The following is a 12,866-nucleotide window of genomic DNA, read 5'->3' on the forward strand; positions in this document are numbered from 1 at the left end:
CGGGATCAGGCGGCAGACCCTTCATCTCCGGCGCCCCAGCAGCAGTCGCGCCGGCGGTGACCTGTGTTGCTTCGCGCCGAAGTCTGTCAGCCTCAGCACCGAGCAGCCCCAGCAGTACGAGGTCCAGCAGCATCCCGCCCACCGCCGCGAACTGCGTACCGGCGAACTGAAAGACCTGCGTCACCAGCAGAGACACCAGGACAGCAAGCTCGAACAGACGCACCGCCCGGGCCCTGTCACCACGCCGCAACCGCAGCCAGCCCCGCAAGGTGAAGGTGGCCGACAGCAAGCTCCCGGCCGCGACCCCCAACACAGGGAGGTCTGTCAGCAGGCGCCCATTGTCGAACCGGATCCCAGCCGCGATCACCGGCGCACCAAGCGCCTGCACCACCAGTACTACGACCGCCACGCGCGGCGCCAACGGATGCGTCGCCAGCCGGTCGAATCCCCGCTGCACAGCCTGCCAGGCGACATCCACCGGCGCGGCCAGCTCCACCTCATCCGGTGGGCAGGCAGCGAGCAATGCACGGGTCTCCGGCCTCCCGGCCACCTCCGGCGGCACCAGACGAAGCTGCTCCGAGGCCTGTGCGAGCCGTCGCCGGGTCAGCCCGCCCGCGATGCCCTCGACGGCCTGGTCCACCACGTTCGCCAGTTGCTCGCGCGGATCGATCGGCCGTCGGTTGGTGACGAACCTGGAGGCGAGCACGATCACCACGAACACGACGTACACGATCGCCGCGGTGGGTTGGTAGAAGTAGTTGTTGTCCGAGGTGACGAACTTGCCCACCTCGTCGATGAACAGCCCGAACCCGATACCACCGATCAAGGCGGCCGCCGGGCGGACCACCGGACCGATGTAGGCCAGTAGCAGGATGATCGCCAGCAGCATCAGCAGTCCGCCGGGGAGCACGTGCGCGATGTGCAGCCCCTTGCCGCCGATCTGCGGGTAGCCGCTGAGGCGGAGGATCAGCCTGGTGATCAGCACGGTGGCTACACCCGACACCACGAAGGTGGTCAGGTGCTCGGCCGTGCGTACGTTGCGGACCAGCCCTGCCCGCATCAAGTACGGCGATCGCCCGGTGCTCATGCCGCAGAACGTTAGCGGGCTTAGCGGACCACCGTCATCGGACGATCGCTGAGATCACCACGATGGCGACAAGTGCCAGTAGTACGACAGTAGTGACGAGCCGTCTGGTCCGGGGGTCCACCGGCTCAGGCTAGTGGACCCCCGCCGAGGTCCTCAGGGCAGTGGGTACTTGCCGACCGGCACCTGTACCAGCGGCTCTGGGCGGTGGACGCCGCGGGGGCGGTAGGCGAGGACGTCGGAGAAGCCGAGGTAGTCGGTTAGCAGCCAGATGATGGCGAGCCACATCTCCGTGCCTTGAAGTCCTGGTACTGCGCGGTCGTCGTCGCCGGTGGGCGCGAAGGCGAAACCTTGGCCGTCGACCCAGTGCGTCAGGATCTTCGAGAGTTGCGCCTCAGCCCAGCGTTGTCCGTCGGCGCGGCCGGAGTCGGTCTGCTGGCCGGCGAGCCAGAGCGGGTGGATCACGTCGAGCACGTTGCAGGCGTTGTAACCGTTGCCGGTGAAGACTGCGCGATCCTGCGCGTGGGCGAGCACCGTCTTCACTGCGGCCTCTGGGTAAGGGAGAGGGAGGCCGAACTGGGCGTAGGTTCCGCGGGTCAGTCGGTAGAAGCCGTTGACGACCTGGAGCCAGCCGTCGTCGGGGTGCGGCTTGCCCCAGAGGCCTGTCTCGGGATCGGCTCTTGCTGTCAGCCAGCCCATCAGGGTGAAGAGAGGTCCATGGCCGATATCCCTGTAGTCATTGAGGTTTCGGGCGACGGCGGTGCCGAGGGCATCGATTCCGGCGCCAGACGTCCAGGCATTTCTTGCCCAGGGCAAAGTCTCTAGCTGGTGCTCGAGAGCGGCTGGATCATGGTCGAGAATTATCGGGTGCTCGAAGCAACTATCGAGCAGCTGGAGCGCGTAGCCGACGCAGAGGATGTGGTAGCTGGCCGGTCCGTGGAGGACGGACAAGCCGGTCGTGTCAGATGGTTGCTCAAGGCCTCGGTCTGACAGATCGCCGGGTGCCACGAGGCCGGTTTGTGGATCCTGGCGGGCGCGGAGGCGGCGTACGAGGTCTGCTGTTGTGTGGCCGGTCGGGGCGTGGTGGAGGAGCAGGTCGGAGATCTCGATGGCGTCGCACCACGGGCGGATCGCACCCTCCGCGTCGAGTCCCGGGCGGTCGACGAAACGGTCGCCGTCAAAACAGCGTTCCAACACATCATCAACCTGCTCACGCGCCCGCCCAGCAAAATCCCCAGCCTGGTCAGACAGATTGACTGATGGCTTGCGAGTGGGGGGATCTCGGCGGTCGCGGAGTTTGCGGGCTGGGTTGCCGGCTACTACCGACCAGGGGGCGACGTTCTTGGTGACCACTGCGCCGGCGCCGATGACGCTGTGGGGGCCGATGGTGATGCCGTCGAGGACTACGGCGTTCGAGCCGATCCAGACGTCGTCGCTGACGGTGATGCCGAGGGACGTGTGCGGCTGGCGGAAGATCGGCTGGTCGGTGGCGGCGGTGCCGTGATTGAAGGCGATCAGCGAGGCGTGGGCGCCTATCCGGACGCCGTCGCCGATGGTGATCCGACCGCGGACGACCGCGAACGGGTTGATCGTCGAGTCCGCGCCGATCCGGATCTCGCCGGTGACGTACGCGTGGGCGGCGATGTAGGACCGCTCCCCCATCCGCAGTTCGTCGCAGAACACCGCCGCGGTCGACGCTACGAAGACATCGTCCGCAAGGTCCGTCTTGCCGAGTTCCGCCAACCGTCGCCGCCGCTCCGCCTGCTCCGCCCGCTCTTCGGCGGACGCGGTGGCGCGGTATTCCCAGGGGAGGTAGTCGAGGCGGCGGGCGGGGTCTGCTGCGGTCATTGGATAACGCTATCCAAGAAAGTCCACCCAGCGCTCGGAGCGGCCGGTCCGCGGACAGCGCTGCTAACGTTCGGCCCATGTGGGGTGCGAGCGACAGATGACGACACCCGAACCTCTGGACGGCGACGAGACCGCCACCGACGGTCCGGCGAGCAGTGGTGGCCGCCGGAGTCAGCGGGTCACGATCAGCGACCTCGCCCGCCGCCTGGACATCTCCAAAGCCTCCGTCTCCTACGCGCTGAACGGCCGGTCCGGGGTGAGCGCGGAGACCCGGCAGCGGGTCCTCAGCCTGGCCGAGGAACTCGGCTTCCACCCGAACTCCGCCGCGGTCGCGTTGTCCGCGAGCCGGACCCGGACGATCGGCATCGTGATCGCCCGCGACCCGGCGCTGATCTCCACCGAGGCGTTCTACATGCGCACGCTGGTCGGCATCGAGCAGTACCTGAACGAGGTCGACTCCTCCCTGCTGCTCCGGCTGACGGGTGAGCAGGGCGAGGATCTCGACGTACTGCGGCGCTGGAGCCGGCAGGGTCGCGTCGACGGGTTCATCCTGTTCGACGAGCACAACGACGACCCGCGGATCCCGATGCTGAAAGAGCTCGGGGTTCCCTGTGTCGTGGTCAGCTCGAACGCGCCGGAGGACGGGGTCGGGCGGTTGATCAGTTCGCCGGAGCAGACGGTCACGCTGCTGCTGGATCATCTGGCCGAGCTGGGCCATCGCGACATCGCGCACGTGAGCGGTCCGTTCACCTTCGTGCATGAGCAACTGCGGGTGCGACTGCTGCAGGAGCACGCCAAGCGGCGTGGGATCCGGGTGACGCATTTCGAGGGCAGCTACCGGTACGAGGATGGCGCCGAGATCACCCGGCGGGTGCTGGCGGCGAAGAGCCGTCCGACGGCGCTTGTCCTCGGCAATGATCTGATGGCGGTCGCGGCGTTGCGAGTGGCGACCGAAGTGGGCACGGCCGTGCCGGGCGAACTGTCGATCGTCGCGTGGGATGACTCGCCGTTGTGTGAGCTGGCGAGTCCGGGGATCACTGCGGTGGACCAGCAGACGATGGAGCGCGGCCGGGCGGCCGCGGACCTGCTGTTCTCGATCGCCGCCGGCGAAACCGGCCTGCACCTGGAAGCCCCACTCGGCGTCCTCCGCCCCCGAGCCTCCTCGGCCCCCGCCCCCTGATCCCCCGGCGCCGCCCCACCCACACCCGCGAGCCCGCGCCCTCACCCCCGAACCACACCCTCGGGCCCAACGCCTTCACCCAACACCACGCCCCGCAGTACGGATCCTCTTGAAGTCGCAATGCGGTCGAGACCGGACCTTGCGCGATCGTGCGCGAAGCTGCGAGTAACCCGCAGCAGGACGGGTACGAGGTCACGGAGCAGTAACGAAGAAGACCCGACTGAACCGGTTCGGGTTCCCATACTTAACCGGTTAGGCCACTATGGGCCCGACCCGCCTCCGCTCCCTGCCGGAGGCTCGATGGGACGAGGGAGTCCGACGTGAGACTGCGTTCGCTTGTAGCCGCAGTAGCGGTGTCCGCCCTGGGAATCAGCTTGGCCGCCTGCGGTGACGGCGGCTCCGACGATTCCAGCGGTGGCGGTGGTGGAGACACGACCCTGACCTACTGGGCCAGCAACCAGGGCACCAGCCTGGACAATGACAAGCAGGTCCTGACCCCGGTCCTGCAGAAGTTCACCCAGGAGACCGGCGTCAAGGTCAACCTCGAGGTGATCGGCTGGAACGACCTGCAGACCCGGATCCAGACCGCGATCACCTCCGGCCAGGCGCCGGACGTGGTGAACATCGGCAACACCTGGGCCGCGTCGCTGCAGGCTACCGACGCGTTCCTGCCGTTCGACGGCAGCGCGATGGACGCGATCGGCGGGAAGGACAAGTTCGTACCGACGGCCCTGGCGACCGGCGGCAAGGAAGGTACCGACCCGACCTCCGTGCCGCTCTACGGACTGGCCTACGGCCTGTACTACAACAAGGCGATGTTCGCCGCCGCCGGTCTGCAGCCGCCGAAGACCTGGGAAGAGATGGTCGCGGCCGCGAAGAAGCTGACCAACCCGGCGAAGAAGCAGTGGGGCATGGCGATCGCGGCCGGCAGCTACACCGAGAACGTGCACTTCGCATTCATCAACGCCGCGCAGAACGGCGCCGACTGGTTCGATGCCGAGGGCAAGCCGACCTTCACCGGTGACGGCAACGTGCAGGGCGTACTGCGCTACCTCGACCTGATGCAGACCGACAAGGTCGCGAACCCGTCGAACGCGCAGTACGACAACGGCACCAAGTCGGTCAACGACTTCGCGACGAAGAAGGTCGCGATGGTGATCAACCAGAACAACGCCGACTCCTCGATCGTTGCCAACGGCATGAAGGCCGGCGAGTACGGCGTGGTCGCGTTCCCCGCACCGCAGGGCGGCCAGCCGGTCGCCAGCCACGTGGCCGGGATCAACCTGTCGATCTTCAAGAACACCAAGAACCAGGACGCGGCGCTGAAGTTCGTCAAGTACATGACGGACGCGACCACCCAGACCACGCTGGGCAAGCCGTTCTCCTCGCTGCCGGTCCTGAAGGACGCCAAGCCGGTCTTCACCACGGACGCGACCGAGGCGGCGACGTTCCAGGACATCTACAACACCAAGTCCAAGCCGCTGCCGCTGGTGCCGGCCGAGGACCAGTTCGAGAGCACCGTCGGCAAGGCGATGAACAGCCTGTTCGCCAAGATCGCGACCGGTGGCACGGTCACTGCCGATGACGTCAAGTCGGCACTGAAGACTGCCGAGGACCAGGTCGCCGCGGGCGGCTGACACGCGACAGGTGGCCCGGACGAGCAGTCCGGGCCACCCTCGTAGCCGTCGACCCTGCGATTCACGGACAGGAGGCGATTCATGTCCGTCGCCACACCCGAAGCCCCAGCCGCCGCCGAGCCCGATCAGCCGGCGAAGAAGCGGCGCGGCCCGGACTACCGCCCCGGCTTGAGCCGGAAACTGCCCTACCTGCTGCTCGCCCCGGCCGTGCTGCTGGAACTGCTGATCCACATCATCCCGATGTTCGTCGGGATCTGGATGAGCTTCGTGAAGCTGACGAAGTTCTTCATCGCCAACTGGTCGGCGGCTCCGTGGGCCGGCCTGAACAACTACCGGGTGGCGCTCGACTTCGACAACGCCGTCGGCCAGGGACTGCTGAAGTCCTTCGGCGTCACGGTCGCGTTCTCGCTGATCACCGTGACGGTCTCCTGGGGACTCGGGATGGCCGCCGCGGTCGCGCTGCAACCACCTTTCAAGGGGCGGAGCATCGTACGGACGTTGTTCCTGGTGCCGTACGCGTTACCGGCGTACGCCGGGATCCTGACCTGGAACTTCATGCTGCAACGCGATACCGGGGTGGTGAACCACATCCTGGTCGACAACCTCGGCCTGGCGTCGGACCGGCCGTTCTGGCTGATCGGCGGCAACGCGCTGACCTCGCTGATCACGGTCGCGGTCTGGCGGCTCTGGCCGTTCGCCTTCCTGACCTTGATGGCCGGGCTGCAGAGCATTCCCCGGGACGTCTACGAGGCCGCGTCGGTCGACGGCGCCGGATCCGTGCGGCAGTGGCGCAACATCACCCTGCCGTCGTTGCGGCCGGTCAACCTGGTGCTCGTACTGGTCCTGTTCCTGTGGACGTTCAGCGACTTCAACACCCCGTACGTGCTCTTCGGTACTGCGCAACCGCCCGCGGGTGACCTGATCACGTTCCACATCTACAACGCGTCGTTCCTGACCTGGAACTTCGGATCGGGTGCCGCGATGTCCGTGCTGCTGTTGATCTTCCTGATGATCGTCACCGGCGCCTATCTCCTCATCACCGGCAGGAGGTCCCGCCGTGCGTGACACCAAGGGCTTCAAGGTTTACCGGGCCGTCGTCCTGATCGTGCTCGGCCTGTTCGTGCTGGTCCCGCTCTACGTGATGATGACGTCGTCGCTGAAGCCGCTGAGCGACGTCCAGGGCGCGTTCACCTGGTGGCCGACGAACCTCACCACCGAACCGTTCGTGGACATGTGGCGGACGGTGCCGCTGGCCCGGTACTTCGTCAACAGCACGATCGTCTCGGTGGCGGCGACGGTCTTCTCGGTGGTGATCGCGATCCTGGCCGCCTTCGCGGTCTCGCGGTTCCGGTTCCGCGGCCGGACCGTGTTCACCACCACGGTGCTGTCGACGCAGATGTTCCCGGGTGTGCTGTTCCTGCTGCCGTTGTTCCTGATCTTCGTGAACATCAACAACTCCACGGGATTGCAACTCGTCGGTACGCGGCTCGGGCTGATCATCACCTACCTGACCTTCAGCCTGCCGTTCTCGATCTGGATGCTGGCCGGGTACTTCGACAGCATCCCGCGCGAGCTGGACGAGGCTGCCTTGGTGGACGGCTGCGGACCGATGGGCGCACTGTGGCGAGTCGTGTTGCCCGCGGCTCGCCCCGGCGTGATCGCAGTGGCGATCTACTCGTTCATGACAGCCTGGGGAGAAGTGCTGTTCGCCTCGGTGATGACCACAGAGGCCAACCGGACGTTGTCAGTCGGGTTGCGGCAGTACTCGACCCAGACCAACGTCTACTGGAACCAGATCATGGCCGCCGCTCTGGTAGTCAGCATCCCCGTCGTGATCGGCTTCCTGCTGGCTCAGCGCCACTTCGTCGCCGGAGTGACCGCCGGCGCTGTCAAGTAACAGCCGGTACTACGTACGTCGCGCCCGCTCGGGAACCACCCGGGCGGGCGCGAAACGTAGTACCGGCTCCTAGGCGAAGAGTTTCTCGCCCCAGAAGGAGCCGGCGGGGACGCCAGCGGGACAGGCGAAGATGCCGGAACCCACGTGGCGGATGTACTCGTTCATCGTGTCCGTGCGGGCCAGCTGCTGCTGGATCGGGATGAACTGCTTGCGCGGATCCCGCTGGTAGGCAAGGAAGAACAGCCCGGCATCGAGGCGCCCCAGCCCGTCCGATCCGTCCACGAAGTTGTAGCCGCGCCGGAGCAACTCAGCGCCCTTGTTGAACTGGGGATGCGCCAGCCGGACGTGCGAGTCCATTGCCAGCTTCGGCTCGCCATCGGCGTTCTTGGCGGTGAAGTCGATCGGGTCGAACTCGTCAGCCTTGCCCAGTGGAGCGCCGGTGCCCTTGCCGCGGCCGATGATCTGCTCCTGCTCGCCGAGCGAGGTCCGGTCCCAGATCTCGATCGTCATCCGGATCCGCCGGGAGACCAGGTAGGAACCGCCGACCATCCAGTCCGGGCCGTCCTCCGGCTGCACCCACAACTGCTCTTCGAGCTTCGCGGTGTCCTCCAGCTTCAGGTTGTTCGTGCCGTCCTTGAAGCCGAAGAGGTTCCGCGGCGTCGTCTGCGCGCGCGAGGTCGACGACGTCCGGCCGAAGCCGAGCTGCGAGTACCGGACCACCGTCGTCCCGAACCCGATCCGGGCCAGGTTGCGGATCGCGTGCACCGCGACCTGCGGGTCGTCGGAGCAAGCCTGTACTGCGATATCGCCGCCGCTGCGGTTCGGATCGAGGTTGTCGCCGATGAAATGCGGCAGGTCGACCAGGGCCGGCGGACGCCGGGATTTCAGCCCGAACCGGTCGTTGCCTTTGGCATCGACGAGGAAGCTCGGGCCGAACCCGATGGTGAGAGTGAGCCGCGCCGGTGGCAGACCGACCGCCTCGCCGGTGTCCTCCGGAGGCGCCTCGCCCGGACCGTTCACCGCGCCGTACTGGCCGATGTCGCGGCCGGCCGTCATCAGCGCGGCGGCCGCGGTCCACTCCTTCAGCAACGAGACAACGGCGTCCCGCTTGGTGGCGGTCACGTCGAAGGTGGCGAAGTGCAGCCGGTCCTGGGCGGGCGTGACGATGCCTGCCTGGTGAGCCCCGTGAAACTCGACCGGGCCGGTGGTGTCGGCCGCCTGTGATTCCTCGCCGGACAGCGCCGAGTGGGCGGCGTACCCGGCGACGCCTGTGGCCACGGCGGCTCCCGCGGCGCCGAGCAGGCCGCGACGGGAGACGCCCTTCCGCTCTGTCATTTCTTCGCGATCACTCCGGCGACCTTGCTGACCGGCTCGGCCAGCGCGTCCACCACAGCACCGAGCTGCTTCTTCTCTGCCTCGGTCGCGGTGTAGGGCTTGAAGCCGTCGCCCACGCGGTACTTGTCCAGCGCGGCGAAGACTGCCTTGAAGTTCGTGTCCAGCGTGGTGACGAGGGCAGCGTCCCGCTGCTGCAGGGCCGGGCGCAGCGCCTGGACCGCGGCCTGCGAGCCTTCGACGTTGGCCTGGAAGTCCCACAGGTCGGTGTGCGAGTAGCGGTCTTCCTCACCGGTGACCTTGCCAGTGGCGACCTCGTCGAGCAGTTCCTTGGCGCCGTTGGCCAGCTGCAGCGGGTTGAGCTTCACGACCTTGGCCTTGGCGACCACGGTCTTCACGTCGACGAGCAACTGGTCGGCGTACTTCTCCATCCCCGTGGTGGTGTTCTTCTCCCACAGGGCCTGCTCGATCCGGTGGTAGCCGGTCCACTCGGTGCCGGGCTCGACGTCGTTGACGCGCGCGTCGATCTTCGGGTCCAGGTCGCCGAACGACTCCGCGACCGGCTCGATCCGCTCCCAGTAGGTCCGCGAGACCGGGAAGAGCTCCTTGGCCTTGGCGACGTCGCCGCCCTTCACCGCCTGGACGAACTCGGTCGTCTTCTGCTCCAGCGCGATCGCCTGCGAGTTCACGTAGCGCTGGTAGCTCTCGGTGGCCTGCTTGAGCGCCGTGTCCTCGTCGATCTGCGCCGCGGCCGCACCGGTGACGTTGAGGTCGCCGCGGATACCGTCGCCGATCATGCCGGGCTTGCAGACCGCCTGGTACTTACCGGTCGGCAGCTCGACGATCAGGTCGCGCTTGAGGCCGGGTCCGATGTTCTCGACCTCACCCATCACCCGGTCGCCCTCGGCGTACACGTAGAACTCGGTGACCTTGCTGCCGCCGTTGGAGACCGAGAACGTGCTGGTGCCGGACTTGACCTCACCGCGGCTCAGCGCGCACTCGGAGTCGGTCGCCTTGACGGCGACGGGGCCGGTGGTATCCCCGGGTGCTGCGGCAGTCTTGTCGTCGGCACAGCCGGCTAGCAGCAGACCAGCGAGCAGCGGTACTGCGACCGCGGTGGCCCGGCGGACCGTGATGGTGATCATGCGAGGTGTCTCCTGGACGGGTGTCGGGTGGTTCAGGCCGCTTCTGGTTCAGGCCGCTTCAGTTCTGGCTTCGGCGGCCACCGCGGGCGGGGTGGTGGACTTGACGGGACGGAAGTAGAGCACCAGGACCGGTACGAGGTAGACCAGCCAGGCCATTCCCTCGACCACGGTCGGGGCCGGGTTGAAGTTGAAGATCCCCTTCAGCACCACGCCGTACCAGCTGTCCGGCGGGATCACGTGAGAGATGTCGAAGGCCAACGTCTGCAGGCCGGGCAGGATGTTGGCCTCCTGCAGGTCATGGAAGCCGTACGCGAAGATGCCGGCCGCGACGAGGATCAGGATCGCGCCGGTCCACTTGAAGAAGACGGCGAGGTTGATCTTGACCGCCCCGCGATAGATCGCGAAGCCGAGCACCACCGCTGTGGCGAGCCCGAGCAGTACGCCGACAAACGGCGTCGCGGTGGTCGCGGTCGCCGCTGACGCGTAAACGATGAACGCCGTCTCGATGCCCTCGCGGAAGACCGCGAGGAAGGCCAGCAGGACGACGGCACCGGAGCCGATCTCTAGCGCCTGGCCCATCCGCTCGCGCAGCTCCCGGGCAATGCTGCGGGAGGCCTTGCGCATCCAGAAGATCATCCAGGTGATGAAGCCGACAGCAGTGATCGACATCACCCCGCCGATCGTCTCCTGCGTAGTGAAGGACCGGGCGGTGAGCGCGGTGATGAACTGCAGCAGGGCCCAGCCGGCAGCCGCGACGACGACCGCCGCGGCCACTCCGGCCCAGACCAGTTTGAGCCGATCGCGATGCCCGGACTTCACCAGGAAGGTAGCGAGAATACTGACCACCAGCGAAGCTTCGAGCCCCTCACGGAGCCCGATCAGGTAGTTCGCGAGCATGGCGGAACTCCAAAATACGGACTGGATTCTTAGGTACGGCTAACCTTCCGAAGGTTAACCTAAGAAATCCCATTCGCCCACTGTGGAGTACGCCGCACCGTGGCTCGGACCCTCGCCGAGACGGGAAGAAATCAGCTCGATACTCTCCGCGGTCCAGGCCGGACCACGGTAGGTGTCGAAGATCCGCACCCACCGCACCACGTCCATCGGCTGCCGCAACCGGGCCAGCGTCAGATGCGGCGTGAACTTCCGCCCATCCACGGTCACCCCGGCCTTGTTCGCCGCCGCCCGCGTCGTCATCGCCAGGTGTGGCAACGCCTCCGACTCGTCCCGTACGCCGGTCCACAACACCCGCGCATCCGCCACACCCGGAAACGCCCCAGCCCCGGCCAACTGCAGGTCGAACGGCTTCTGCCTCTTCGCGGCGCTCTCCAGCCGCTCGGCCAACTCATCCGTCTTGTACTCCGGCACCTCCCCCAGGAACGCCAGAGTGATATGCCAGTTCTCATCCGCCGCCCACCGGATGTCCTCATCCGGATGAGCCCGCCGCGGCTCCACGAACTCACTCAGCGCTTCCACAACCTCCACCGGCGGCACCACCGCCACAAACAATCGCATCATCCAACCCTACGATCCCCCGCACCCGAGTTTTCCGACCGCCGGGGTGCGCCGACCACGCAGCCCCGCTCCGAAGCCGCCGGTACGCCGGTACGCCGGACTCAGGTGGTTCGTCGGTCGGTGGGTCGATGTGGTTCGCGGGGTGCATAGGTGTGGGTGGTTCGCAGGTAGGTGCATGTGGTTCGCGTCGCCGGGCTGCGTGAGTTTGCTAGTCGTGGTGAGGTGAGTCAAGGGCGCCTTTGGCGTCGCCTTCGGCGATCGAACGAGTTCGACCCTTGACACACCTCACCGCGACCAGGGAAGGACGCAGCTACGCCCGGAGCCGCTGAGAAGAACGGCCACAATCCATGGGATTCCGTCAAGGGGTGCTGCCCGGGTGGTTTGCCGAGTCGGCCGCGCGGGCGGTTCGCCGGGAGTGGGGCTGGGGATTCCCCTGGCCTGGCGACTGGTGCACCCCACCCCGGCGCTGGCCGTCGCGCTTGCGCCGGATCTGGACGGGGTTGACCACTGAGATTGTGGGTTGCCACCTGAGAATCTCGAGGGGCAACCCACAATCTCAGTGGTCAACCCCCCAAAACACGGCCCGGTCAGCGGCCCTTCCCGGCCGCCAAGACCTCGCACACCACCTAGCGGAACGCGCGCACCACCAGGCGGACCACCCGAAGAACCCCGCCGGCCGATAGCCGCCTGTCCGGCCGATACCGCCCTACAGACCGGCATCGGTCCAACGACCCGGCATCCACCCGGACGCGCCCACCGCCGATAGCGGGCTGTTCGACCGATAGTGCCCAGTAGACCGGTATCGGTCCCACAACTCGTTAGCCGGCGAGACCGCGCCACGGCTTGCGGCCCGGCCCCACCCGGACCTACAGAACTCGCCCACCCCACCCGGGAAACCGGTTACTGGACAGGGTTTCGCGACTTCTGTAGGTCCGGATGGGGCCACCCCGGAAACCGGCACCACCCGGGCCGACGGAATCAGCGGAAGCACCGAACACCCCGCACGAACCACCCGCGAGAGGTGGAATCCCCTGGACGCAGCTCACACCTTCGCCCCGGAACCACCCGGGCGGACGGAATCCCCTGAATGCAGCTCACACGTCAGCGCGGATCCGCGTAGCTGCGTCCTTCCCTGGCCGAGGTGGTGGGTGTCAAGGGTCGAAACTTGTTTCGAGCCCGAAGGGCCGCGAAGCGCCCTTGACACCCACCACCTCGGCTAGCACCATCA

General features: G+C 67.0%; 10 protein-coding genes. 4 read left to right on the forward strand and 6 right to left on the reverse strand.

The window, feature by feature from the left end; translation table 11 throughout:
* Nucleotides 1–1,087 (reverse strand): hypothetical protein (locus tag VFG33_RS40320; protein ID WP_325058322.1); only part of this gene is annotated, 1,087 nt, incomplete at its 3' end.
* A gap of 153 nt (nt 1,088–1,240) precedes the next feature.
* Entirely contained in the window at nt 1,241–2,932 is a 1,692-nt protein-coding gene (locus tag VFG33_RS40325) for an acyltransferase (protein WP_325058323.1), read from the reverse strand.
* A gap of 97 nt (nt 2,933–3,029) precedes the next feature.
* On the opposite strand from VFG33_RS40325, the gene VFG33_RS40330 reads away from it, so the two are divergent.
* From VFG33_RS40330 to VFG33_RS40345, 4 genes are all read left to right on the forward strand, one after another.
* Entirely contained in the window at nt 3,030–4,112 is a 1,083-nt protein-coding gene (locus VFG33_RS40330; protein ID WP_325058324.1) for a LacI family DNA-binding transcriptional regulator, read from the forward strand.
* 320 nt (nt 4,113–4,432) lie between these two features.
* Entirely contained in the window at nt 4,433–5,749 is a 1,317-nt protein-coding gene (locus tag VFG33_RS40335; protein WP_325058325.1) for an ABC transporter substrate-binding protein, read from the forward strand.
* Nucleotides 5,750–5,830: 81 nt separating this feature from the next.
* Nucleotides 5,831–6,814, forward strand: a complete 984-nt coding sequence (locus VFG33_RS40340) for a carbohydrate ABC transporter permease (RefSeq protein ID WP_325058326.1) — start codon at nt 5,831–5,833, stop codon at nt 6,812–6,814.
* Nucleotides 6,807–7,646 carry a carbohydrate ABC transporter permease gene (locus tag VFG33_RS40345; protein ID WP_325058327.1) on the forward strand — a complete coding sequence of 280 codons (840 nt, stop codon included), beginning with the start codon at nt 6,807–6,809 and terminating at the stop codon, nt 7,644–7,646. Before VFG33_RS40340 ends, VFG33_RS40345 begins: the two co-directional genes overlap by 8 nt.
* Nucleotides 7,647–7,715: 69 nt before the next feature.
* Here VFG33_RS40345 and efeB read toward each other — a convergent pair whose 3' ends face one another.
* From efeB to thpR, 4 genes are read right to left on the reverse strand one after another with little or no spacing between them, the layout of a single operon-like run.
* Nucleotides 7,716–8,981, reverse strand: coding sequence for an iron uptake transporter deferrochelatase/peroxidase subunit (efeB, locus tag VFG33_RS40350; RefSeq protein WP_325058328.1), 1,266 nt, complete (start codon nt 8,979–8,981; stop codon nt 7,716–7,718).
* Nucleotides 8,978–10,123, reverse strand: coding sequence for an iron uptake system protein EfeO (gene efeO / locus VFG33_RS40355; RefSeq protein WP_325058329.1), 1,146 nt, complete (start codon nt 10,121–10,123; stop codon nt 8,978–8,980). Before efeO ends, efeB begins: the two co-directional genes overlap by 4 nt.
* A gap of 48 nt (nt 10,124–10,171) precedes the next feature.
* Nucleotides 10,172–11,020 (reverse strand): iron uptake transporter permease EfeU, encoded by an 849-nt coding sequence (gene efeU / locus VFG33_RS40360; protein WP_325058330.1) that lies wholly within the window; start codon nt 11,018–11,020, stop codon nt 10,172–10,174.
* A gap of 54 nt (nt 11,021–11,074) precedes the next feature.
* Nucleotides 11,075–11,638 (reverse strand): RNA 2',3'-cyclic phosphodiesterase, encoded by a 564-nt coding sequence (gene thpR, locus VFG33_RS40365; protein ID WP_325058331.1) that lies wholly within the window; start codon nt 11,636–11,638, stop codon nt 11,075–11,077.
* Nucleotides 11,639–12,866 lie beyond the last annotated feature (1,228 nt).

Source organism: Kribbella sp. (assembly GCF_035687465.1).
In the GTDB taxonomy this organism is placed as follows: Bacteria; Actinomycetota; Actinomycetes; order Propionibacteriales; family Kribbellaceae; genus Kribbella.